This window comes from Saccharothrix sp. DSM 118769 (assembly GCF_052936295.1).
The window spans coordinates 2573633-2597266 of record NZ_CP193627.1 but is presented as its reverse complement, the minus strand read 5'-3'; the positions used below and the strand labels follow the sequence as shown (position 1 = coordinate 2597266).

The 23634-nt window shown below is 74.8% G+C and carries 21 protein-coding genes; 8 read left to right on the top strand and 13 right to left on the bottom strand.

The features are described 5' to 3' along the window. Positions 1-5 precede the first annotated feature (5 nt). Positions 6-947 (top strand): helix-turn-helix domain-containing protein, encoded by a 942-nt coding sequence (locus tag ACRAKJ_RS12050; RefSeq protein WP_438926869.1) that lies wholly within the window; start codon positions 6-8, stop codon positions 945-947. Positions 948-1213: 266 nt separating this feature from the next. On the opposite strand, the gene ACRAKJ_RS12045 is transcribed toward ACRAKJ_RS12050, so the two are convergent. The 3 genes from ACRAKJ_RS12045 to ACRAKJ_RS12035 all read right to left on the bottom strand — a co-directional run bounded on the left by ACRAKJ_RS12045 (position 1214) and on the right by ACRAKJ_RS12035 (position 3435). Then, entirely contained in the window at positions 1214-1501 is a 288-nt protein-coding gene (locus ACRAKJ_RS12045; protein WP_438926868.1) for a DIP1984 family protein, read from the bottom strand. Positions 1502-1640: 139 nt separating this feature from the next. Continuing rightward, positions 1641-1814, bottom strand: a complete 174-nt coding sequence (locus tag ACRAKJ_RS12040; RefSeq protein WP_447008934.1) for a CsbD family protein — start codon at positions 1812-1814, stop codon at positions 1641-1643. Between the two features lie 52 nt (positions 1815-1866). Next, positions 1867-3435: a glycosyltransferase family 39 protein gene (locus tag ACRAKJ_RS12035; RefSeq protein ID WP_438926931.1), complete on the bottom strand. Its 1569-nt coding sequence runs from the start codon at positions 3433-3435 to the stop codon at positions 1867-1869. A gap of 121 nt (positions 3436-3556) precedes the next feature. Between ACRAKJ_RS12035 and ACRAKJ_RS12030 the strand changes: the two genes are divergently transcribed. The 3 genes from ACRAKJ_RS12030 to ACRAKJ_RS12020 are packed head-to-tail and all read left to right on the top strand — an operon-like array spanning position 3557 to position 6841. Continuing rightward, positions 3557-4003 (top strand): helix-turn-helix domain-containing protein, encoded by a 447-nt coding sequence (locus tag ACRAKJ_RS12030; RefSeq protein WP_438926932.1) that lies wholly within the window; start codon positions 3557-3559, stop codon positions 4001-4003. Between the two features lie 5 nt (positions 4004-4008). After that, complete coding sequence (locus ACRAKJ_RS12025) at positions 4009-4419, top strand: VOC family protein (RefSeq protein ID WP_438926933.1); 411 nt, start codon at positions 4009-4011, stop codon at positions 4417-4419. Between the two features lie 25 nt (positions 4420-4444). Next, a complete protein-coding gene (locus ACRAKJ_RS12020) occupies positions 4445-6841 on the top strand; it encodes an ATP-binding cassette domain-containing protein (RefSeq protein ID WP_447008933.1) in 2397 nt (798 codons plus the stop codon). 85 nt (positions 6842-6926) lie between these two features. Here ACRAKJ_RS12020 and ACRAKJ_RS12015 read toward each other — a convergent pair whose 3' ends face one another. The 3 genes from ACRAKJ_RS12015 to ACRAKJ_RS12005 form a co-directional block, all read right to left on the bottom strand. Then, the gene (locus tag ACRAKJ_RS12015) at positions 6927-8273 is read right to left on the bottom strand and encodes a pectate lyase (protein ID WP_438923612.1); all 1347 of its coding nucleotides are present in this window, start codon (positions 8271-8273) and stop codon (positions 6927-6929) included. Between the two features lie 348 nt (positions 8274-8621). Beyond that, positions 8622-9716 carry a DNA glycosylase AlkZ-like family protein gene (locus tag ACRAKJ_RS12010; RefSeq protein WP_438923611.1) on the bottom strand — a complete coding sequence of 365 codons (1095 nt, stop codon included), beginning with the start codon at positions 9714-9716 and terminating at the stop codon, positions 8622-8624. A gap of 71 nt (positions 9717-9787) precedes the next feature. Continuing rightward, positions 9788-10387, bottom strand: coding sequence for a DinB family protein (locus tag ACRAKJ_RS12005; protein WP_438923615.1), 600 nt, complete (start codon positions 10385-10387; stop codon positions 9788-9790). Between the two features lie 98 nt (positions 10388-10485). On the opposite strand from ACRAKJ_RS12005, the gene ACRAKJ_RS12000 reads away from it, so the two are divergent. After that, entirely contained in the window at positions 10486-11445 is a 960-nt protein-coding gene (locus tag ACRAKJ_RS12000; RefSeq protein WP_438923610.1) for a WYL domain-containing protein, read from the top strand. A gap of 74 nt (positions 11446-11519) precedes the next feature. On the opposite strand, the gene ACRAKJ_RS11995 is transcribed toward ACRAKJ_RS12000, so the two are convergent. The 3 genes from ACRAKJ_RS11995 to ACRAKJ_RS11985 form a co-directional block, all read right to left on the bottom strand. Next, on the bottom strand, positions 11520-13295 hold the full coding sequence (locus ACRAKJ_RS11995; RefSeq protein ID WP_438923609.1) for a cellulose-binding domain-containing protein: 1776 nt from the start codon (positions 13293-13295) through the stop codon (positions 11520-11522). Positions 13296-13556: 261 nt separating this feature from the next. Then, positions 13557-15008 carry an AMP-binding protein gene (locus ACRAKJ_RS11990; protein WP_438923608.1) on the bottom strand — a complete coding sequence of 484 codons (1452 nt, stop codon included), beginning with the start codon at positions 15006-15008 and terminating at the stop codon, positions 13557-13559. Then, the gene (locus ACRAKJ_RS11985; protein WP_438923607.1) at positions 15005-16762 is read right to left on the bottom strand and encodes a glycosyltransferase; all 1758 of its coding nucleotides are present in this window, start codon (positions 16760-16762) and stop codon (positions 15005-15007) included. The genes ACRAKJ_RS11990 and ACRAKJ_RS11985 overlap by 4 nt, the downstream gene beginning before the upstream one ends. A 209-nt stretch (positions 16763-16971) precedes the next feature. Between ACRAKJ_RS11985 and ACRAKJ_RS11980 the strand changes: the two genes are divergently transcribed. Both ACRAKJ_RS11980 and ACRAKJ_RS11975 read left to right on the top strand, forming a co-directional pair. Further along, entirely contained in the window at positions 16972-17832 is an 861-nt protein-coding gene (locus ACRAKJ_RS11980; protein ID WP_438923606.1) for an alpha/beta fold hydrolase, read from the top strand. Between the two features lie 9 nt (positions 17833-17841). After that, positions 17842-19290 carry a protein adenylyltransferase SelO family protein gene (locus tag ACRAKJ_RS11975; protein ID WP_438923605.1) on the top strand — a complete coding sequence of 483 codons (1449 nt, stop codon included), beginning with the start codon at positions 17842-17844 and terminating at the stop codon, positions 19288-19290. Between the two features lie 48 nt (positions 19291-19338). On the opposite strand, the gene ACRAKJ_RS11970 is transcribed toward ACRAKJ_RS11975, so the two are convergent. The 4 genes from ACRAKJ_RS11970 to ACRAKJ_RS11955 are packed head-to-tail and all read right to left on the bottom strand — an operon-like array spanning position 19339 to position 22930. Further along, positions 19339-20202 carry a TauD/TfdA family dioxygenase gene (locus ACRAKJ_RS11970; protein WP_438923604.1) on the bottom strand — a complete coding sequence of 288 codons (864 nt, stop codon included), beginning with the start codon at positions 20200-20202 and terminating at the stop codon, positions 19339-19341. Positions 20203-20218: 16 nt separating this feature from the next. Then, the gene (locus tag ACRAKJ_RS11965; RefSeq protein ID WP_438923603.1) at positions 20219-21079 is read right to left on the bottom strand and encodes an ATP-binding cassette domain-containing protein; all 861 of its coding nucleotides are present in this window, start codon (positions 21077-21079) and stop codon (positions 20219-20221) included. Next, positions 21072-22091: a glycine betaine ABC transporter substrate-binding protein gene (locus ACRAKJ_RS11960; RefSeq protein WP_438923602.1), complete on the bottom strand. Its 1020-nt coding sequence runs from the start codon at positions 22089-22091 to the stop codon at positions 21072-21074. Before ACRAKJ_RS11960 ends, ACRAKJ_RS11965 begins: the two co-directional genes overlap by 8 nt. Positions 22092-22114: 23 nt before the next feature. Further along, a complete protein-coding gene (locus ACRAKJ_RS11955; RefSeq protein WP_438923601.1) occupies positions 22115-22930 on the bottom strand; it encodes an ABC transporter permease subunit in 816 nt (271 codons plus the stop codon). Between the two features lie 186 nt (positions 22931-23116). On the opposite strand from ACRAKJ_RS11955, the gene ACRAKJ_RS11950 reads away from it, so the two are divergent. After that, complete coding sequence (locus ACRAKJ_RS11950; RefSeq protein WP_438923600.1) at positions 23117-23599, top strand: TetR/AcrR family transcriptional regulator; 483 nt, start codon at positions 23117-23119, stop codon at positions 23597-23599. Positions 23600-23634 lie beyond the last annotated feature (35 nt).

The window sequence follows — 23634 nt, the reverse complement described above, 5'->3', positions numbered from 1 at the left end:
GGACCGTGCGGACCTCACCGGGCGGGGACCGCCCGGCGACCTACTCGATGCTGCCCGCGCCCGGCGAGCTGCCGGTGACCACGTGGCGGCTGGAGCACGACTGGCGGTCCGGCGACGGGCCGTTCGAGGAGCACGCCCACGACTTCCCCGGCCTGGCCTACTTCGAGACCACCGGCGGGCGGCTGCCCACCGGCCGGCGGACGTGGTCGATCGAGGCGGGCGACCTGTTCGTGATCGCGCCCGGCGACGTGGTGGGCCGCCTCCACACCGCCGACCTGGCCGGCAGCCGGGGCTGGGGCGTGTTCTTCACCGCCGACGCGCTCGGCCCGGACGTGCCCGGCGCGCACCTGGCGTGGCGCACCCACCCGCTGCTGTTCCCGTTCGTGCGCGGCGGGGCGGTCGGCGCGCTGCGCCTGCGGGTGCCCGAGCCGGACCGGGCCGAGTGGGCCGGGCGCGTCCGGGCCCTGCACGACGAGCTGGCGCAGCGCCGGGACGGCTACCGCGAGGCCGTGGCCGCCCACCTGGTGCTGCTGCTGGTCGGGGTCTCCCGGCTGGCCGCCGACGTGGTGGGCGACCTGCGCGAGAACAGCGAACCGCTGCTGGCCCGCGTGTTCGAGGTCATCGAGCGGCGCTACCCGCACCCGCTGTCGCTGCGCGACGTGGCCGCCGCGGTCAACATCTCCCCCGGCCACCTGACCACGACCGTGCGGCGGCGTTCCGGCCGCACCGTGCAGGAGTGGATCACCGAGCGGCGCATGGTGCAGGCACGGCGGCTGCTGGCCACGACCCGGCTCACGATCAGCGAGGTCGGCAGGCAGGTGGGCTTCCCCGACGCCGGCTACTTCGCCCGGACCTTCGGCAGGGTGCACGGGATGAGCCCGGTGCGGTGGCGGCGGGCCGGCGCCGACCCCGCGGCCGGCGGGCACGACCGGGGAACCGGCGCGTGACGGTGAGGGCCCGACGCGCGGTGTGCGCGTCGGGCCCCTCGGCGATGGAAAACCCCTTGCCCGCCCTCGTCGTCCGGGATCAGCGCGTGGTGGTGCGGTGCTCGGCGTGCGCGGTCACCTGTGAGGTGTCCTGGGCTGCGTTGTGGTCCGGGGAGTCGAACCCCGAGCGCTGCCCCCCGCGCTATCAGGGAGCCGGATGACCGCCGGCCCTCGGTGTGCGCTCGCCCCCCCCCCCCGGGCGACTACCCGCTCCCGTCGCCTCCCGTTCAGTCCAGCAGGTCCACCTGCCAGTTCGCCTGCTGGACGTCGTTGTCGACCTCGCGGAGCTCCCGGGCCGGCCGGTCGGCCTCCGCGCGCAGCCCCGCCACCGGCAGGGCGGAGAGGTGCAGCAGCTCGGAGCGGAGCCGGCGGGCCATGCCGGGTTGGTTGCGGCCGGTGGCCGCGTCCGCCGCGCCGGTGACGAGCCCGTGGCGCAGGCGCAGCGCGTCGCGGCGGGCCAGGGCGTCGGTGATCGTCCCGTCGCGCAGCGTCGGCGCGTGCGGCGAGCGCCTCACCCAGCTTCATCCCCCACCCCCTGTCGATCGGTGGAGCGTGGCACGGCCGGTGACGGCGGGGCACACCGTTTTCCGGCCGCCGGGAACGCGCGACGGGGCCCGGGGCGTCGATCGCCCCGGGCCCCGTCGACAGGTCGGATCAGCCCTTGAAGGCGTCCTTGACCTTCTCGCCCGCCTGCTTCAGGTTGCCCTTCGCCTGGTCGCCCTTGCCCTCGGCCTCCAGGTCCTGGTCGTCGGTGGCGTCGCCGAGCGCTTCCTTGCCCTTGCCCTTGAGCTCGTCGACCTTCGCGTCGATCTTGTCGTCAGCACCCATGGCCACGGCATACCCGCGCACCCGGAGGCGAAACCCGCTCACGACCACCGGCTCACCGCAGGTGCCGGATGCGGGGCCAGAGGTCGGCCCACGGCTCCACGAGCCCCTCGCACAGCCACACCCGGCCGCCGCGCTCCTTGTTGTCGACGCCCTGCTCGTTGTCCGTCGCGGCGACCTCGCGGAGCGCGCGGCAGGCGTCGGGTGCCCACTCGGGCGGGCCGGGCCGGTTCCCCGGCCGGACGAGCAGCGCCGAGGTCGCGGTGTCCGGCGGGTGGCCCCAGTCGCCGTAGCCCCGGTAGCCGCTGTGCACCGCCGGCAGGCCCAGGTCGCGGCCGTAGCGCTCCAGGGCCGCGGCCTCGCCGAAGTTCTCGGTCACCACCGCGGTGCGCTCGCGGTCGGGCAGCGCCCGGTGGACCCCGGCGACGGTCCGGGCCAGCTCGGGCCAGCCGAACTGCTCGGCGGTGAGCCCGTTCAGCTCGGTGACGGGGATGGCCGACAGCCGGTCCACCGGCACCACCGGGAGCGCGAGCGGCACGATGAACGCGGCCGACGCGACGCCCGCCACGCCCACCACGACCTTGCGCGCACCGAGCCCCTTCTTGCCGGCGCCGTTCTTGTCGGCCCCACCCTTGTCGGCCCCGTTCTTGTCGGCCCCGCGCCGCAGCCAGCCGTCGACCGCGAGACCACCCGCGGCGAGCAGGGCCGGGTAGGCCCCGAACAGGTACATCGGCGACCCGGCGGCGGCGACGAACACCACGACCAGCAGCAGCCACGCCACGCCCAGGAACCGGAACGGCCGGGCGTCGGGCGAGCGCAGCAGCCGCACCAGGCCCGCGACCCACAGCGGCACGAGCAGCGGACCGACGTAGAGCAGCTGCGCGGGCAGGAACGCCAGCCGCACGCCGTTGCCGCCGTTCTCGCTGATGACGCCCGCCATCTCCAGCTGCGGCCACCCGTGCTCGAACTGCCACAGCAGGTTCGGCGACCACACCAGCAGCGCCAGCAGCGCCCCGGCGGGCAGCCACGGCCCGCGCAGCACCGCGCGCGGCCCGACCAGCGCCAACCCGACCACCATGCCGGCCGCCACCACCGCGACCTGGTACTTGTTCAGCAGGCCCACCCCGAGCACCGCGCCGGCGACGAGCAGCAGCCGCCGGTCACCGGTCCGCACCACGCGCACGGCCAGCCAGGCGAGCGCGGCGGACAGGCAGATGTCGATCGTGGTGGTGTGCAGCATGTGGCCGGGCACCAGCACCGGCCCGGACACGGCGGCGGCGAGGACCGCGAGGATCTGCGCCCGCGCGCCGCCGCCCATCTCCCGGGCGGTCAGCCCGACGAACAGCACCGTCGCCCCGGCGGCCAGCGCGGCCGGCGCCCGCAGCGCCACCAGGGAGTCCGGCGCGACCGAGTCCGCCAGCCGGGCCAGGAACGGCGTCAGCGGCGGCTGGTCCGGGTAGCCCCAGGCGAGGTGCCGCCCGGCGGCGAGGAAGTACAGCTCGTCACCGTGGTAGCCGTAGCCGCCGGCGAGGGCGACCAGCACCGCCGCCACCGCGACCGACACCCACACCACCCCGTGCGACAACCGCGTGCGCGGCACGTCCACGCCCGAGAACAACGCCATCACCGATCCCCCAAGATCTCAGCAGGACTCGAAAACTAGGCCGCCGCGAGGACTCGCACGATGGGGCGCGCACCAGGAACGGGGGTGGGGCCACCACCCCCGTCCGACGTACGATCGCGCGGTGACGAGCACAGCCGCCGCCGCCCACCTGCGCGACCTCGTGCGGTTGCGCCGCGTCCGCGACCGGATCGACCGGGAGTACGCGCAGCCGCTGAACGTCGAGGCGCTGGCCCGCGGCGCGAACATGTCGGCCGGGCACCTGAGCCGGGAGTTCCGGCGCGCCTACGGCGAGTCGCCGTACAGCTACCTGATGACGCGGCGCGTCGAGCGGGCGATGGCGCTGCTGCGCCGCGGCGACCTCGGCGTCACCGAGGTGTGCTTCGCGGTCGGCTGCTCCTCGCTGGGCACGTTCAGCACCCGCTTCACCGAACTGGTCGGCATGTCGCCCAGCGCCTACCGGCGCGAGGCGGCGCGGGCCACCGCCGGGATGCCCTCCTGCGTCGCCAAGCAGGTCACCAGACCGGTCAGGAATCGAGAAGCGCCGGCCACCGCGCCGGAACTAGCGTGATCGACATGGACATCACCATCCACGAGACCTTCCTCCCGCAGGACGACCCGGCCGCCGCCCTGGCCTTCTACCGCGACGCCCTCGGCTTCGAGGTCCGCAACGACGTCGGCTACAACGGGATGCACTGGATCACCGTCGGCCCGGTGGGCCAGCCCGGCACGTCCATCGTGCTGCACCCGCCGGCCGCCGACCCCGGCGTCACCGAGGACGAGCGCCGCACCATCACCGAGATGATGGCCAAGGGCACCTACGCCGCCGTCAACCTGGCCGCGACGGACCTCGACGCCGCCTTCGAGCGGGTCCGGGCCGGCGGGGGCGAGGTCGTCCAGGAGCCGACCGAGCAGCCGTACGGCGTGCGCGACTGCGCCTTCCGCGACCCGGCGGGCAACCTCGTCCGCATCAAGGAACTCCGCTGAGAACCGCCCGACCCGAGGAGACGCGATGAGCACGGCCACCAGGGCGGCGGACACGCGGCGGGGCACCCCGCACGCCGCCGACAGCCACGACCTGATCCGCGTGCACGGCGCGCGCGTGAACAACCTCAAGGACGTCAGCGTCGAGATCCCGAAGCGCCGCCTGACGGTGTTCACCGGCGTCTCCGGCTCGGGCAAGAGCTCCCTGGTGTTCAGCACGATCGCCGCGGAGTCCCAGCGGATGATCAACGAGACCTACAGCGCCTTCGTGCAGGGGTTCATGCCGACCCTGGCCCGACCGGACGTGGACGTGCTCGACGGGCTGACGACCGCGATCATCGTGGACCAGCAGCGGCTGGGCGCGGACCCGCGCTCCACGGTCGGCACCGTCACCGACGCGAACGCGATGCTGCGCATCCTGTTCAGCCGGCTCGGGCAGCCGCACATCGGCTCGCCGCAGGCGTTCTCCTTCAACGTCGCCTCGATCAGCGGCGCGGGCGCGGTGACCGTGGAGCGCGGCGGGCAGAAGACGAAGGAGCGGCGCAGCTTCAGCGTCACCGGCGGCATGTGCCCGCGCTGCGAGGGCCGGGGCTCGGTGTCCGACATCGACCTCAGCCAGCTCTACGACGACTCCAAGTCGATCGCCGAGGGCGCGTTCACCATCCCCGGCTGGAAGTCCGACAACTTCTGGACGGTCCGCGTCTACGCCGAGTCCGGTTTCCTGGACCCGCACAAGCCGATCCGGGAGTTCACGAAGAAGGAGATGCGGGACTTCCTGCACCGGGAGCCGACCAAGGTGAAGGTCGAGGGCGTCAACCTCACCTACGAGGGGTTGATCCCGAAGATCCAGAAGTCGTTCCTGGCCAAGGACAAGGAGGCGATGCAGCCGCACGTCCGGGCGTTCGTGGACCGCGCGGTCACCTTCGCCACCTGCCCCGGGTGCGACGGCACCCGGCTCACCGAGGGCGCGAGGTCGTCCAAGGTCGCCGGGATCAGCATCGCCGACGCCTGCGCGATGCAGATCAGCGACCTGGCCGAGTGGGTCCGCGGGCTGGACGAGCCGTCGGTGGCGCCGCTGCTCACCACGCTGGGCCGCACGCTGGACTCGTTCGCCGAGATCGGCCTGGGCTACCTCTCGCTCGACCGCCCGTCGGGGACGCTGTCGGGCGGCGAGGCGCAGCGGGTCAAGATGGTCCGCCACCTCGGCTCCTCGCTCACCGACGTCACCTACGTGTTCGACGAGCCCACCGTCGGCCTGCACCCGCACGACATCCGGCGGATGAACGACCTGCTGCTGCGGTTGCGGGACAAGGGGAACACGGTGCTCGTCGTGGAGCACAAGCCGGAGACGATCGCGATCGCCGACCACGTCGTGGACCTCGGCCCCGGCGCGGGCACGGCGGGCGGCGAGGTCTGCTACGAGGGCACCGTCGAGGGGCTGCGGTCGAGCGGCACCACCACCGGCCGCCACTTCGACGACCGGGCCTCCCTCAAGCAGGGGGTGCGCACGCCCACCGGGAAGCTGGAGGTCCGCGGCGCGTCCGCGCACAACCTGCGGGACGTGGACGTCGACGTGCCGCTCGGCGTGCTCGTCGTCGTCACCGGTGTCGCGGGCTCCGGCAAGAGCTCGCTGGTGCACGGCTCGATCCCGGCCGGCGCGGGCGTGGTGTCGGTCGACCAGGGCGCGATCCGCGGGTCGCGGCGGAGCAACCCGGCGACGTACACGGGGCTGCTCGACCCGATCCGCAAGGCGTTCGCCAAGGCCAACGGCGTGAAGCCGGCGCTGTTCAGCGCCAACTCCGAGGGCGCGTGCCCGGCCTGCAACGGGGCCGGTGTCGTCTACACCGACCTGGGGATGATGGCCGGTGTCGCCACCACCTGCGAGGAGTGCGGGGGCAAGCGGTTCGACGCCTCCGTGCTGGAGCACCGCCTCGGCGGGCGCGACATCAGCGAGGTGCTCGCGATGTCGGTGACCGAGGCCGCCGGGTTCTTCGGCGACGGGGAGGCCCGCACGCCGGCCGCGCACGCCGTCCTCACCCGCCTGGTCGACGTCGGCCTCGGCTACCTCAGCCTCGGCCAGCCGCTGACCACGCTGTCCGGCGGCGAGCGGCAGCGGCTCAAGCTGGCCACCCACATGGGCGAGAAGGGCGGCGTCTACGTCCTCGACGAGCCGACCGCCGGCCTGCACCTGGCCGACGTCGAGCAGCTGCTGGGCCTGCTCGACCGGCTGGTCGACTCCGGCAAGTCGGTCATCGTGGTCGAGCACCACCAGGCGGTCATGGCGCACGCCGACTGGATCATCGACCTCGGTCCGGGCGCGGGCCACGACGGCGGCCGGGTCGTCTTCGAGGGCACGCCCGCGGACCTCGTCGCCGCCCGCTCCACCCTCACCGGCGAGCACCTCGCGGCCTACGTGGGCGCCTGAACGGGCGCGGGGCCGCCGGTGACCCGATCAGGTCACCGGCGGCCCCGCGCGTTCGCGACGGCTGCCGCCCGGTCGTCCGGGAGTGCTACCGCTGGGTGATGTCGGAGGGCGAGTACAGGCAGTTCACGCCGTCCGCCCCGGAGCCGATCTTGGTGGGCTCGCTGCCCTTGGGCACGCCCTTGTACTTGTCGCAGATCGACGTGGTGCCGTAGACGGTGATCCGGCTGAAGCGCGCGGTGTCGCCCCAGTTGGTGTTGATCCCGGCGAGCACCTTGGTGGAGCGCGCGGTGATGCCGTCCATCACCACGTGCCGCTGGTAGGAGGTGGCGCAGTTGCCGCACGCCCGGTACAGCTTGCCCGAGTTGTGCACCTGGAAGTTGCGGATGGTCAGGGTGCCCGCGCCGTTGTGCTGGAACACCTTGTCCGTGCCGGACTTCGCGCCGCCGCCGTCGACCAGGTAGCGGGCCGAGGAGCTGGGCGACTTGAACGTGGCCGCGTCCTCGCCCACGTCGTTCCACCACACGTTGCGGATCGTGCAGGACCCCTCGCAGTGGATGCCGTCGCCGGCCGGGGCGTCGATGATCACGTTCTGGATGGTGCCGCCGTCGGCCACGGTGAACATCGGGTCCTGGCCCTCGCCCTGACCGCCGTCGCCGATGCCGTAGTAGCGCTTCAGGCCGCCGTCGAAGAACGTTCCCGCGTTCTTCGTCGTCGTCTGGTGCACGCTGCCCGTGTCGCTCGGCCACGGGCCGCTGCCGTCACCGCCGCCCGGCTGCTGCGACGTCGTGGTCGTCGGACCCGTCGTCGTGGTGGTCGTGCTGGTCGTCGTGCCGGTGCTGGTGGTGGTGCTGGTCGGGCCACCGCTCGTCGGGTTGAACACCCACTGCTTGGACGCCGCGCTGTCGCAGGAGTTGGTCTGCACCAGGGCGCCGGAGGCGGTGGAGTTGTCCTTGAGGTTCATGCACTTGCCGCCGTTGGTGTCGACCACGCGGTAGTTGCTGCCGCTCTGGGTCAACGACCAGGTCTGGCCCGCGCCGCCGGTGCACGCCGCCTGCTCGATCACCTTGCCCGCCGACGTCGACGCGTCCCGCACGCCGACGCACAGCCCGCTGGCGGCCGAGGTGATCCGGTAGCCGCCGCTGACCGCCGTCAGCGTCCACCGCTGGCTCGTGCCGCCGGTGCACGCCGCCTGCTGGAGTTGCACGCCCGCGGCCGCGCTCGCGCCGGGCACGTCGAGGCAGTGCCCGCTCGCCGCGTTGTTCACCGCGTAGGTCCCCGCGCCGACCGCCGCCTGGGCGGGTGCGGCGCTCGGCCACGCGACGAGGGCCGCGGCCAACGCCGCGGCGCCCGCGGCGGCCACCAGGCTCAGGCGCCACTGGGTGCCGCCCGGCCGCACAACCCGCGTCGTCGAAGGTTGATCCGGTGTTCTCATCACAACTCCGCTTCTGACTTCCCCGGTCGCCAGCACCCGGTTTTCCGGTGGGTGCCGACTGACCCCGTTCACGCACGACAAAGAAAGGCGACCACCCGGCAGGGCGTCGCCACAACATGATTACCGCTGTGCGAAGAAGGTGTGAACCACCCTCACGACGGATGTTAGACGGCGGGAAAGGACCAGGTCAATAACGGTTCCCGCGACTAACCGGCAGCGGGCGTCGAATTCTGTCGAACGGTGAGGTCAGCACGTTCCCGTTGTTCGCCGACCCGGCTCCCGATCAATGTGCCGATCATATTCGTGAACAGAATCAGCGGTCCCCGATCACACTCGTGAACAAATCCGTCACCCGACGATCCGCGCCCGGTCGTCGTCGCCGTCGGACAGGAACCGCGCGAGTTCCCGCCCCTCCTCGACCACGGCGGCGCGGTCGGTCCGGGAGAGGCGGCGCAGCGGCGTGACGACCACCGCCCCGGCCTCGGTGGTCCACGTCGCCGCGACCCGGCCGTCGACCAGGACCGCGCGTTCGCCGGCGACGGACAGGCCGCGGTGGGCGTCGTCGACGATCCGGCCGCGGTCGTGGTAGCCGAGGATCGCGTTGTCGAACGCGGGCAGGAAGCGCACGGGCGCGGGCGTGCCGGGGTCGGGGCGCGGGGCGTCGGGGAGGTCCAGCAGCTCCCGGCCGCGTTCGTCGCGGAAGGACACCAGCTCGCCGCGCACCGCCGCCACGGCGGCGGGCAACCCGGTCAGGCCGCTCCAGGCGCGCAGGTCGGCGGTCGCGGCCGGGCCGAACGCGGCCAGGTAGCGCCGCACCAGCTCCTGGCCGACCGGATCGGCCGGGTCGGGGGCCGGCGGGTCGACCTCCCGGCCCAGCCACCCGGGCAGCAGGGCGTTGCGCACCCCCGCCTTCGTGCGCCACAGCCCGCGCGGCGGGAGCTGCGCCACCGGCAGGAGCGCCGCGACCAGCAGCTCCCCCAGCGCCCGCGGCGGCGGGGTCGGCCACCGGTCGGACAGCGCCCGCACCAGCTCGGCCATCGTGCGCGGCTCGCCGTCGGCCATCACGGCACGCCCCGCCGCCGCCAGCTCGTCGAGGTCGATCCCGGCCAGCTCGCGGCGGTAGGTCGCGAGCACCCGCCCGCGCAGCATCGCGTCGTGGCGGGCCCGCCAGGCCAGGGCGTCCTCGGCGGTGACGAGGTGGACGGTGCGGCGCATCAGGTGGGTGCGCACCACCCGCCGCCCGGTCAGCAGGTCCGACAGCCCAGCCGGGGTGAACCCGCGCAGCCTCGACCACAGCCCGGTGAACGGTTCCTGCGGTTCCTGCGCCTGCATCCCGCACAGGTGCGCGACGGCGTCGAGGACCGGCACGTCGGCGCGGTCGAGCAGCAGTTGCCGGGCGAGCGTCGCGCGGTTGAGCGCCCGGGTGTCCAGGACGGTCGGCACGGTGGGGTCCCTCCGGGTGGGTGCGGGGCCGGGCGGGGTGCGGGGCCGGGCGGTCGGCCCGGCCCCGGCGGTCAGGACGAGGTCCGGCCGTCGAGCGACTCGCGCAGGACGTCCGCGTGCCCGGCGTGCTGGGCGGTCTCGGCGATGAGGTGCGCCAGCACCCGGCGCACGCTGCGCACCGCCCCCGGCTCGTGCCACGGGGCCTCGGGCAGCGGGTGCGTCGCCGACAGGTCGGGCACCGCGGCGACGACCTCCTCGGTGCGGGCGGCGACCCGCTCGTAGCGCTCGACGATCCCGGCCAGGGTCTCACCGGGCAGCACCCGGAAGTCCTGCCGGTGGTCGATCGCCCACTGCGGGAACTCGCGCGCGGTGCCCGCCGCGAGGTCGGCCCAGGTGACGCCCTCGGGCAGGTCGTAGCGCATCGCCGACGGCCCCTCGACGACGAAGCGCGCCCACGCCTCCTCCATGGCGGCGACGTGCTTGACGAGCCCGCCCAGGCACAGCTCGCTGACGGTGGGGCGCACGCCGGCCTGCTCGTCGTCGAGCCCGCTGGTCGTCTGGACCAGGGCGGCCCGCGCGGCGGCGAGCGCGGAGAGCAGGTCGGCCCGCTCGGCGTCGAGGACGGGAGCGGCGGGAGCGGTGGTGGGAGTGGTGGTGGTGCTGGTGGTCACGGTGGTCGGGTCCTTCGGGTCGTCGTTGTCCGGCACACGACGACCATCGCAGGGGAAGCGGTCAGCTACCGGCCTCTTCTCGTGGCACGATCGAGGTCGTGCGGACAACCTCGGCGCGGCTGCTGGCGCTGCTCTCGCTGCTCCAGGTGCGCCGGGACTGGCCGGGCGCGCTGCTCGCCGAACGGCTGGACGTCAGCCCGCGCACCGTGCGCCGCGACGTCGACCGCCTGCGCGGGCTGGGCTACCCCGTGCTGGCCACCAAGGGCCCGGAGGGCGGGTACCGGCTCGGCGCGGGCGCGGACCTGCCGCCGCTGCTGTTCGACGACGAGCAGGCCGTCGCCCTCACCGTCGCGCTGCGGATCGCGACCACCGCCGGCGCCGGCATCGAGGAGGCCGCGGCACGCGCGCTGACCACCGTCCGGCAGGTCCTGCCCGCGCGGCTGCGCCACCGCGTCGACACCCTCCGGGTCACCACCGCCGAGCGGGCGGCCCCGGCGGTCGACAGCGGCGTGCTCGCGGCGGTCGGCACGGCCGCGCACGCCCGCGAGGTGCTGCGCTTCGACTACGGCACGGGAGCGGACGGGGCTCCGCCGCGCCGGGTGCAGCCGCACCACCTCGTCACCCGCAACGGGCGCTGGTACCTCGTCGCCTGGGACCTCGACCGCGACGACTGGCGCACCTTCCGCGTGGACCGGATCAGCCCGCGCACCCCCACCGGTCCCCGCTTCACCCCGCGCGAGCTGCCCGGCGGGGACGTGGCCGCCTTCGTGGCCGACCGGTTCCGGGGAGCCACCGGCACCGGTGACTGGCCGTGCGTCGGCGAGGTGGTGCTGGACCGGCCCGCCGGGGAGGTGTCCCGCCACGCGGGCGACGGCCTGGTCGAGGCCCTCGGCCCGGACCGCTGCCGGCTCGTGCTGGGCTCGTGGTCGTGGACCGCCCTGGCGGCCTCCGTCGGCCGGTTCGACGCCGACGTCGAGGTCGTCGGCCCGGCCGAGCTGCGGGACGCCTTCGCCCGCCTGGCCCGCCGCTTCGCGGACGCCGCCCGCCCCGCCGGGTGATCCCCCACCGCCGGCGCGGGCCGGCGGTGGGGGTAGCCGACCGGTCCGGCGGGCGGACCAGCTCGGCGAGCGGGTCAGTTCGGCGAGTGGATCTGGTCCGCGGCGTTGGCGGCGTAGTCCCGCGTGGCGCCCCGGACGAACATCTGCACCGGGGCGTGGTTGCCCGAGAAGTGCTGCCGGATCGACCCGGTGAACGGCGTGGTGGACGCGTTGCGCCCGTACACGTCGGTGTGGACGGTGGCGGGTCCGCTGTTGCGCACGGTGAACCCGCCCGGCCGGAACTCGCGCAGCGTGCCCTTGAACGGCGAGCGCGGGTCGTCCCACGCCACCCGCTGCCCGGTCTGCTGGGTGGTCCGGCGGACCTGGTCGCAGTAGTCGCCGCGGATGCCGTCGTAGCACAGGTCCACCTGGCGGGCGAGCCTGTTCGGCGCGGCGGTGTCGTAGTAGCGGCTCGGGTTGAGCACGTAGAACAGCGGCGTGATCGAGAAGGACAGCTGCGAGGTGCTGACCGACACGTCGGAGAACCAGAACTCGTGGAGGTCGTTCGTGTCGAACGGCACCTCCTTGCCCTGGATGACCTCGTAGTGCGTCTTGCCCTCCCGGATCGCCTGGACGCAGTCCGCGGCGGTGATGAGCCGACCCAACGAGCGGGTGTCGGACGGCGAGTCCGCGGGCACGGCCGGGCCGACCGAGGTGAAGCGGCCGGTGAAGTTCGGCCCCGGGCAGTCGGTGGCGCTGAAGCCGCCGGGCCGTCCACTCGGGATCAACGCGGTGAACCGGGCCTCGCTGACCTGGCCGTTGTCGTTGTGCGAGCAGCGGTTGTGGTAGATCAGCTCGTGGGCGTTGTTGGTGAACGCGTCCGTCGAGTGGGTGCCCTGGTGGAACTTCAGCAGGACGTCGCACACGGCGATGGTGGCGCCCTGCGGCGGGAAGAAGCTGGTGCCGTTGTCGCCCTGGACGACGTTGGAGTTGTTCACCGCGAGGACCTTGTGCCCCACGTGGTCCTCGTGCCGGTGCGCGCCGCCGGGGTTGGCGGTCATCATCACCTCGCTGGTGTAGCCGAAGGGCGCCCACTTCGAGGTGGCGAACAGGTCCGAGGTGCGCGGGTCGTCACCGTGCTCGTGCCCGAACGCGCAGCCGCTCGGGTCGCGCGGCGGGTGCCACGTCGGGTAGACCTTGCCGTCCGGCCCGTACGCCCAGTACCGCGCGTGCACCTCGCGGGAGCACTCGGCGGCGCGCGGGGCGTAGCCCGTCCCGGACGCCACCAGGTCGTAGGCCATGCTCGTCGGGGCGGTCGCCGGCGGCAGCGCCCTGCCCCAGTCCGGGTTGTCGGCCGGCGGGTTGCCGGTCGGCGGGGTCGACGTCGAGGTGGACGTCGGCGTGGACGTGGAGGTCTGCGTGGACGTCGAGGTGGGTGTGGACGTCGAGGTGGGCGCGCCGGTGCAGGCGGTGCCGTTGAGGCTGAAACCGCCCGGCGCGGGGTTGCTCCCGCTCCACGAACCGTTGAACCCGAACGTCGCGGTGGCGCCGGTCGCGAGGCCGCCGTTGTGCGAGGCGTTGCGGGCGCTGACGTCGGCGCCGCTCTGCGACGCCGTCGCGTTCCACGCCTGGGTGACCCGCTGGCCGGCGGCGAAGCTCCAGGTGAGCGTCCAGGAGCTGATCGGGTCGCCCAGGTTGGTGACGTTCACGTTCGCGGTGAAGCCGCCCTGCCACTGCGACGCGACCGCGTAGGTGACGGAGCAGCCCGCCGCGGCGGCGGCCTGTGCCGCGACCGCCCCGCCGCCTCCGGCGACGAGCGCCGCGACCGCCACCGCGACCGCTGATCGGGACCTGTGTCGGTGGATGTGCATTCAGCCCTCCAAGGGTGCGACCTACAGGGGTGGCGGCTGAAGAACGTGTTCCTGTCGACGTGCGCCTCGACCGGCGGGGAGTGCGGGAGGTGCGCCACCGGTGGTCGTGCCCGGGTGTGCGGGACCGGCGGGACCACCCACGCGCATGGCTCCTCCTCGTCGAGGCCGGCGGGTGCGAACAGTGTTCGACCGGCCGCGACGGGGTGTCAACGGTTCTCGCAACCTTGCGAAGGCGCCCGTCCCACTACGGGTCCCGGCGGGTCAGGCCCGCCAACCGCGCACCACGTGGCGGCGCAGCTTGCCCGATCCGGTGCGCGGCAGGGACGGCACGAACCGGATCTCGCGCGGCACCTTGTAGGCGGTCAGGTCGCGGCGGGCCAGGGCGACGAGGTCGGCGGCCAGCTCGTCGTCGCCGGCCGGGCCGTCGGCCCGCACCACGTAGGCGCGCAGCCGCGCCGGGCCGCCGTCGGCCGCCACCGCGCACACCGCCGCCTCCCGCACCTGCGGGTGGCCGGCCAGCAGGTGCTCGACCTCCAGGGGGTGCAGCTTGATCCCGCCCACGTTCTCGACGTCGTCCAGCCGGCCGGTGACGCGCACGAACCCGTCGACGTCGACCGACGCCGTGTCGCCGGTGGCGTACCAGTCCCGGGTGCGGCGCGGCGAACCGTCCTCGGCGACGCCGAGCGTCACCGTCGGCCCGCGCACCTGCAACCGGCCCACGACGTCCGGCCCGACCGGCGCGCCCGAGTCGTCCACCACGCGCACCTCGAACGGCGGCAGCGCGCGCCCGACCGTGCCCACCCGCCGCGCGGCGAACGTGTTGTGGGTGAACGCCTGCCCGACCTCGGTGGTGCCGATGCCGTTGAGCAGCCGGTCCCCGAGGACCGCCATGAGCCGCTCCTCCAGCGCCGCCGACAGCACCTCGCCACCGGTGGCGGCGAGGCGGAGGCCCGCCAGCCGCTCGGCGCCGGGGTGCGCGACGAGCTTGCCGTAGAAGGTGGGCACGGCGAACAGCGCGGTGACGTTGTACTCGTCCACGATGGACAGCACGTCCCCCGCGCTCGGGGGCGACGGGTTGAGCACCACGTGGCTGCCGCTCAGGAGGGGGAACAGCAGCGAGTTGCTCAGGCCGTACGCGAAGTACGCCTTGGACACCGAGTGGACGACGTCGTCCGGGCCCAGCCCCAGCGCCGGCACGGCGAACGACCGGTGGTGCACGACCGGGTCGCCGTGCAGCTGCGGGCACAGCCGGGGCACGCCGGTCGTGCCCGAGGTGAACGTCGCGTACACCTGGTCGTCGTCGGCGCGCGGCACGGCCGGGACCGGTTCCGCGCCGCCGAGCCCGGCGAAGGTGGTCACCGGGCACCCGGTCACCGGCGGGTCGTCGCCCGGCCGCCGCACGACCAGCGCGGGGCGCGCGGAGCCGAGCACCCGGCGCAGCTCGTCGCGGTGCAGGCGGGGGTTCACCGGCACGGCCACCGCGCCGGCGTGCGCGGCGCCCAGGAAGGCGAGCACGAGGTCCGGCCCGTCGTCGAGCACGAGCACGACCCGGTCACCGGGCCGCACGCCCGCGCCGACCAGCGCGCCGGCCACGCGGGCGGCCCCGTCGTGCACCTCGGCGTGCGTGAGCACCCCGCCGTCGACCTCGTAGGCCGGTCGGTCCAGCCAGCCGCCGGCGGCGGCCCCGGCGCGCAGCACCTCGACCAGGTTCACCGGCCCGTTCCCCCCGCCGCGCTCCCGGCGAGGAGGCCGGCGACCTCCGCGCGCCACGCCCGCACCACGTCGAACAGCCCGCCGACCGCGTCCAGGCCGGTCGCCGGGGCCGGTCCGCCGCGCAGCGCGCCGACGAAGTCGAGGTACGCGCCGCTGACCGGGGAGGCGACGAGGTCGGCGGTCCGCTCACCGCCCTCGCCCGTGACGGACACGCGGAACCGGGGGTCGCCCAGGCCGACCTCGACCGTCCCGGCGACCCCGCCGGCCACCGCCTCGGCGCGCACCCGGTCACGGGTCGCGGACACCGTCCGCAGGTCGGTGACCGGCGCGCCGAGCACCCGTCCGACCGCGTCCAGCACGTCCGGCCCGAGGTCGGCGACGACGTCGTGACCGGTGGTCGCGGGCTGGTCCAGGCGCACCGCGAAACCGCGCGCCCACCCGCCGGCGACCGCCTCGCGCAGCGCGGCCAGCTCCGGGTGGTGCGCCCACGGCAGGTCGACCGAGCACCGGCCGGGCGCCTCCCGCGCGGCCTCGGCCAGGCGTCGCGGGTCGTCCACGGCCTGCTTGCCCAGCAGCACGTGCAGGCCCCGGCGCAGCGCGGACAGCACCGCGTCGGTGTCCGGCGCGCGCACCACGACGCCCTCCGCCGGCACCGTCCCCACCAGCAGCGCCGCGTCGCGCAACGCCCAGGTGGCCGCGTGCGCGCGTGCGGCGGGCAGCAGCGCGCGCGGGTCCGGGTCGGCCACGCCGACGACCCGCACGCCGGGCACCCCGCCCACGTCCGGCGCGCCGGCCGCGCCGACCAGCACGACCCGCACATCGGCGGGTTCCGCGGTGGCCAGGGCGGAGTCGCTGGCGAAGAAGCTGAGGTCGGTGGAAGCCCCCGCGGGGTCGGTGAGCGCGGTCACCACCGGCCGGTCGAGGTCCGAGTAGTCCTTCCGCACCGGCACCCACGCCAGGTCCTCGGCCGTGTGCGCCGGCCCGGCGGCGAAGACCTCGGCCCAGCGGGCGCGGAGCACGCGCGTGTGCCGCTTCCAGATCGGCAGCTTGTCGTGGCCCACGTGGTTGAACGTGGTGCCCTCGAAGTGCCGCACCGAGACGGACCCGACGTAGCGCAGGCGCTCGCCGGCAGCGCGCAGCCGGCAGCACAGGTCGACGTCCTCGCACAGCGAGACCGGGTCGAACGACTCGTCGAAGCCGCCGACCCGCCGGAACGAGCTGTGCCGGACCATCAGCGCGGCGGTGGGCGCCCACACCTGGTCGCGGTGCGCGCGGTGCTCGTCGCCGAGGGGTCGGCCGCGCCCGACCGCGCCGATGCGGCCGTCGACCGTGACCCCGCCGCCCGCGCACTGCACCAGCGGCACGTCACCGGGGTAGAGCAGCAGCGGCGACACCGCGCCCAGCCCGGGGTCGGCGGCCAGCTCGGCGGCGAGCGCCTCGACCACGCGCGGGTCGTCCACGAGCACGTCGTTGTCGAGGAACAGCAGGAACTCGCCGCGCGCCGCCGCCGCGCCCACGTTGCGGCGCTCGCTGCCGCCCCGGTCGTCCTCGTGGCGCAGCACCACCAGGGGACGCGGGTGGTCGAGGGACGCCAGGTGCTCCGCGGTGCCGTCGCGCGAGCCGTTGTCCACGACGACGACCTCGAAGTCACCGGACGCGCGGGCGAGGGACGCCAGCGCCCTGCGGGTGTGCTCCAGGCGGTTCCTGACCAGCATGACGACCGAGACCAAGCCCGGTACCGGGGTCGGGTTCACGCTGCGCCCTCCACGGGGGACGGGTCCGGCCGTTGGTGATCGGGGCCACCGGACCCGGGTGCGGTGGTGGCACCGACCCGTCGGTCGTCCGCTCCACTATGGTGGTGTCGACGACGCTGGATCAGCGGGGGCCGGGCGGAAATCGTGCCGAGCGTAGGGACGATCCACCACGCGCGCCAGCCCGTGGATCGGACTTCCGAAGGGGAACCGTGGACGACGTCGCCGGCACCGCCCGTTCCGCGTACGGGTCCTCCCCCCGCGACGACCCCGGTGCTCCTGCCGCGACCGCTCGGACGGCGTTGTTCTGCCACGCGGCCGGGTTCACCGGTCTGGTGTGGCGGTCGGCCGTCGACAAGCTCCGGACACCGTTGCGGGTCGCCGCCCCGGACCTCCGCGGGCACGGTTCCGCGCCGCCCCTGGCGGAGGACGCGGACTGGACCGCGTTCGCCGAGGACGTGCTCGCCGAGGCCGCCGCGCTGGGCCCCGGACCGCTGATCGGCGTGGGCCACTCGCTGGGCGGCACGGCCCTGCTGCTGGCGGAGGCCCGCTCACCCGGCACGTTCGACCTGCTGGTCTGCTTCGAACCGGTGCTCGCGACCCACCACGACCCGGCGTTCGCCGAGGCGGCGGCCCGGCGGCGCGCGGTGTTCCCGTCCCGCGCCGACGCGCTCGCCCGCTACTCCGCCCGGCCGCCGCTGTCCCGGCTCGCGCCCGAGGTCCTCGCCGACTACGTCGCCTCCGGCCTGGCCGACGAGCCGGACGGCCGGGTCGGGCTGCGCTGCGCGCCGAGGGTGGAGGCGCAGCTGTTCCGCACGGCGGTCACCTGCCCGTGGCGGGAGGCGCTGCCCCGGGTGGGCTGCCCCACGTTCCTCCTGCGCGGCGCGGAGTCGGCCGTGGTGACCGCGGACTCGCTCGCGGCGGCCTGCGCGACCCTGCCCGACGGGACGTTCCGCGAGGTGCCGGGCCTGGACCACCTCGGGCCGCTCGTGCGCCCCGGCGCGTTCGCGGAGGTGCTCGACGGGGTCCTCGCGGAGTCCGGCGCGACCGGGAACCGCCCGCGCGTCACGTAGCTTGGAGGGGTGAGCACCGCACCGTCGACCGTCGTCCTGGGTGACCGGTTCGCCCGCGAACTGCCGGAGCTGGCGCTCCCGTGGCGCGCGGACGAGGTCACCGCGCCCCGCCTGCTCGTGCTCAACGAGCCGTTGGCCGCCGAGGTCGGGCTGGACCCGGCGTGGCTGCGCGGCCCCGAGGGGGTGCGCCTGCTGGTGGGCAACCACGTCCCCGAGGGTGCCGCCCCGGTGGCGCAGGCGTACGCCGGGCACCAGTTCGGGCACTACTCGCCGCGGCTGGGCGACGGCCGGGCCCTGCTGCTCGGCGAACTGGCCCACACCGACGGCCACCCGCGCGACCTGCACCTCAAGGGCTCCGGCCGCACGCCGTTCTCGCGCGGCGGCGACGGGCTGGCGGCGGTCGGGCCGATGCTGCGCGAGTACGTCGTCAGCGAGGCGATGCACGCGCTGGGCATCCCCACGACCCGCTCCCTGGCCGTGGTGGCGACGGGGCGTCCGGTGCGGCGCGAGACGGCGCTGCCCGGCGCGGTGCTCGCCCGGGTGGCGGGCAGCCACCTGCGGGTCGGCACCTTCCAGTACGCGCGGGCGACGGACGACGTGGACCTGCTGCGCCGGCTGGCCGACCACGCCATCGCCCGGCACCACCCCGACGCCGCGCACGCGGAGAACCCGTACCTGGCGCTGTTCGGGGCCGTCGTGGCCGCGCAGGCGTCGCTGGTGGCGCGGTGGATGCTCGTGGGCTTCGTGCACGGGGTGATGAACACCGACAACACGACCATCTCCGGCGAGACCATCGACTACGGGCCGTGCGCGTTCCTGGAGGCGTTCGACCCGGCCACCTCCTTCAGCTCCATCGACCACGCCGGGCGCTACGCCTACGGCAACCAGCCGGTCGTGGCCGAGTGGAACCTCGCGCGGCTCGCCGAGGCGCTGCTCCCGCTGTTCGCCGATGACCAGGACGACGCGATCGCGCGGGCGGTCGAGGCGCTCGGCGCGTTCCGCGGGCGGTACGGGGACGCCTGGTCGGCCGGGATGCGCGCCAAGCTCGGCGTGACCGGTGACGCGGCGGCGCTGGTGGACGACCTGCTCGTGCTGCTGCGCGACAACCACGTGGACCACACGTCGTTCTACCGCCTCCTGGGCGACGCCGCGCGCGGTGACGCGGAACCCGTGCGCGGCCTGTTCCTCGACCTGGCGGGCGTCGACGCCTGGCTCGGCCGGTGGCGGGCGCTGTCCCCGGACGCCGACGCGATGCGCCGGGTCAACCCCGTCTACGTCCCGCGCAACCACCTGGTCGAGGAGGCCCTGGGCGCGGCGGAGCAGGACGACCTCGGCCCGCTCGACCGCCTGCTCGCCGCGGTGACCGCCCCGTTCGACGAACGCCCCGGCCTGGACCGCTACGCGTCCCCGGCCCCCCGCGACTTCGCCGCCGCCTACCAGACCTACTGCGGCACCTGACCCGCGACCGGTTCCACGGCCGACTTCCCCGCGGGGAGGCGCGGGGCGTCAGGCGCCGACCGCGACGGGGGTGCGCACGCCCACCGGCACGTCGCCGCGCAGCGTGATCCGGTGCATGACCCGGCGCTGGTCGCCGTAGTCGTCCACCGCGTAGTGGGCCGTGCTGCGGTTGTCCCACACGACCACGTCGCCCTCGCTCCAGCGGTGCCGGACGGTGAACTCGGGGCGGCCCACGGCGGCGAAGAAGACGTCCAGCAGGGCCCGGCTCTCGATCTCCGTGAGGCCGACCAGCCGCGTGGTGAAGCCCGGGTTCACGAACAGGCTGCGCCGCCCCGACTCCGGGTGCACCCGCACCACCGGGTGCTCGACCGGCTCCAGCGAGCGGACGCGCTGCCCCTCCCACGTGTTGCCCTCGCCGCCCAGCCGCTCGTGCAGGTACTCCTCGAAGTCCTTGCGGCCGTCGTGCAGCGCGGTCAGGCCGTCGGCGATCTCGCGCAGCGGCCGGGACAGCGACAGGTAGGCCGCCTCCAGGTCCGTCCAGCACGTGTCCCCGCCGGTCGGCGGCAGCGACACGGCCCGCAGCACGGACCCCAGCGGCGGGCGGCCCATGAAGGTGACGTCGGTGTGCCACACGGGGGCCTTGCCGCCGTCGCCCGCGTCCAGCACGTAGATCTCCGGGTGGTCGGCGTCCAGGCCCGGCACGACGGGGTGCGCCGGGGTCGGCTCGCCCAGCGCGGCGGCGAACGCCCGGTGCGCGGTCGGGGTCAGCGACTGGCCCGGGAACACCAGCACCTTGTGCTCGACCAGGGCGGCGCGCAGCGGGGCGCCGGCCTCGGGCGTGCCCACGTCGTTGAGGTCGACGCCGGTCACCCGGGCGCCCAGGGTCGGGGTCAGCGGTTCGAAGTGCGTCACGGGATCTCCTCGCGGGTCAGGCCGCGACCGCGCGGACCGCGCCGGCGACCTCGCCGCGCAGGCCGGCGAACTCCGCCGACCCCCGCAGCTCGTCGGCCGGCACGCCGGAGCGCGGCAGCGGAACGGGCAGGTCCAGCGCCACCCGACCGGGTCGGTCGGACAGCACGACGACGCGGGTGGCCAGGTACACGGCCTCGTCCACGCTGTGCGTCACGAACACCACGCCCCGCCCGCCGTCGGTCAGCGGGCGGACGTCCTCCTGGAGCCGTTCGCGGGTCAGCGCGTCGAGCGCGGCGAACGGCTCGTCCATCAGCAGCAGCCGGGGCCGGGCGGCCAGCGCCCGCGCGATGGCCACGCGCTGCTGCTGGCCGCCGGAGACCTCCCACGTGCGGCGCGGTCCCAGCTCGGCCAGGCCGACCTGCCCGAGCAGCTCGCGGGTCCGCCGGGCCCGATCGGCGCGCGGCACGCCCGCCCAGCGCAGGGCGGTGCCGATGTTGCCGCCCACGGTCTGCCACGGGAACAGCCGGGGCTGCTGGAACACGGTGCCGACGTCGCGGCCGGGCACGGGCGTCGCGCCGAGCACGCGCACGGTGCCCGTGGTGGGCCGCTCGAAGCCGCTGACCAGCCGCAGCAGCGTGCTCTTGCCCGACCCGGACGGCCCGACGACGACCAGGAACTCGCCCGGGTCGACGCGCAGGTCCAGCGGCCCGAGGGCGGGCACGTCGCCGCGCCCGGCCCGGTACCGGTGCTCGACGCCGACCAGCTCGACCAGCGACTCGACCGCGCTCCCCGCGCTCCCCGCCCGCTCGGTCCTCTCCGCGCTCTCCGCGCTCTCCGCGCTCCCGGTCCTCTCCGCGCTTTCCGCCCGCTCAGCCACGGGGAGCCCGCAGGGCCGCCTGGAACACCGACAGGTCGGGCACGGTGTCGATCTTCTTCTGCCCGTGCAGGAACTCGGCGGCGGCGCGCAGCTGCGCGGCGAGCTGCCCCGGCGCCTCGGGCGTGCCGAAGTACTCGGGCGCGCGCTGCTCGGCGTGGTCGAGGTAGATGTTCTGCTTGAGCTGGGACAGCGCGTCGTCCACGCCCGCGCCGATCTGCCGGGCCACGGCCTCCGCGACGACCCCCGGATCGGACTTGATCTTCTTCAGCGCGTCGTCGGTGGCGGCGAGCCACTGGTCGACCACGTCGCCGTTCCGCTCGACGAACTCCTTGCGCGCCACGGTGAACGTGAGCGTCGGCTTGCCCGCTGCGGCGAGCTTCGCGCTGTCGGTGAGCGTCACGCCGTCCTGCTGGAGCACGCCGAGCACCGGCGTCCACACGTACGCGCCGTCGATGTCGCCGCGCTGCCAGGCGGCCTGGATGTTCTGCGGCTCCAGGTCCACCAGGGTCACCGACGCCGGGTCGACGCCCGCCTGCTGGAACGCCGCCAGCAGGCTGTAGTGCGCGGTCGAGCTGAACGGCGCGGCGACCTTGCGCCCGGCCAGGCCGGCGATGTCGGTGACGCCGCTGTCCTTGCGCACCACCAGGGCCTCGCTGTCGCCGATCACGTTGAGCAGCTCGATCACCTGGTAGGGGATGCTCAGCGGCGGGCACAGGCCGGCCGCGGCGGGGCTGCTCCCGATGACGGCGAGGTCGATCGCGCCGCCGAGGAACGCGGTGTTGATGCTCGCGCCGGAGTCGAACGACGTCCAGGTGATCCGGTGGTCCGGCAGCGCCTTCTCCAGCGTGCCCTGGTCCTTCACCAGCAGCGTGCTGTCGGCGAAGTTCTGGTAGGCGACGCGGACCTCGCGACCGCCGCCCGAGCCGGACGACGACGAGCCGCCCACCCCGCACGCCGCCAGCACCGGCGCGGCGGCGAGCAGGGACAGGACCGATCTGCGGGTGACGGGCACGGTTGCACTCCCGGTGTCGGCGCTCACGCCCGCCCGCGCCACGGCGAGACGGCGCGTTGCAGCGCGAGGATGGCGGTGTCGATGAGCAGCCCGGTCACGCCGATCACGACGAGCCCGAGCAGGACGACCGCGGTCTGGTTGTAGCGCTGGGCGTTGAGGACCATGCCCCCGATGCCGTCCGCGCCGTTCACGGTCTCGGCGGCCACGACCGAGCTGTAGGCGATGCCCACGGCCAGCCGGACGCCGGTGATGATCTCCGGCGCGGACGCGGGCAGCACCACGGTGGCGACCACGTTCAGCCGGTTCGCGCCCAGCGCGTGGGCGGCCTCCACGTACTGCCGGTTCACCCCGGTGACGGCCGCCGCGGTCGCCACCGCGACCGGCGGGAACGCGGCGACCACCAGCAGGTAGACCTTGGGTTCCTCGTCGATGCCGAACCAGATGACCAGCAGGCTGAGGTAGGCCAGCGGCGGCAGCGCGCGCAGGAACGTCACGAACGGCTCGGCCACCGCGCGGACCAGCGGGACGAGGCCCATGAGCAGGCCGAGCCCGATGCCGATCAGCACGCCGTAGAGCACGCCGTAGCCGACGCGGCGCAGGCTCACGCCCAGCCGTTCGACCACAGTGGACCCCGCGTACCCGCCCTGGCCGTTGTCGGCGTCGGACGCGGTGAGCAGCTGGTCCCACACCTGGCCGGGCCCCGGCAGCACGGCGGGCGGCCAGAACTCGGCGAGGACCAGCAGCTGCCACACCGCGAGCAGCGCGAGCACCGCCCCCACCCGCACCGCGACCGAGTGCGTGGCGGACAGCGCGGTAGCGCGTTGTTCCTTCTGCGCCATGGGAAACTCCGTGCGGTGGCGGGAAAAGCGGTCGGCGGCGAATGTACAGAAGTACACAGCGGTCGATCCGCTTTCCCGCTCTGTGGACGCGCCCGGTGGAACCGTTGCGGAGGAGGGCACCCAGTGGGACGAACACGCCGATTCGATCCCGGCAGGCGGGAACGCATAGTCCGCGCGGCGGTCGCCGTGATAGCGGAGTCGGGGCTGTCCGCGCTGACGCACCGGGCCGCGGCGGCGAAGGCCGACGTGCCGCTGGGCTCGACCACGTACCACTTCGCGGACCTGGAGGAGCTGCTGGAGGCGGCGGTCCGGCTGGTGGCGCGGCGCAACGTGGCGAGAGCACGTCGGTGGGCCGACTCCCTTCCACCGCAAGCGGATCTGTGCGCCGAGCTGTCGGACTTCCTGGTGCTGCTGGCGACCAGGCACCGGCGCACGGGCGTGCTGGCCTACGAGCTGTACGGCGCCGCCCTGCGCCGCCCCGGCCTGCGCGCCGCCAGCACGGCGTGGGACGACATGCTGACCGAGGTGTTCGCCCGCCACGTGCCGGAGCAGACCGCCCGAGCGCTCACCGCGCTCTTCGACGGCCTGCTCCACCAGGCACTCGTCTCCCCCGCCCGCCCGACGCGCACCGACTTCGAACCGGCGCTGCGCCTCCTGCTGGGCGGCTGACGGCCGCACTGACCGGCGACGGGTGAACGACCCGA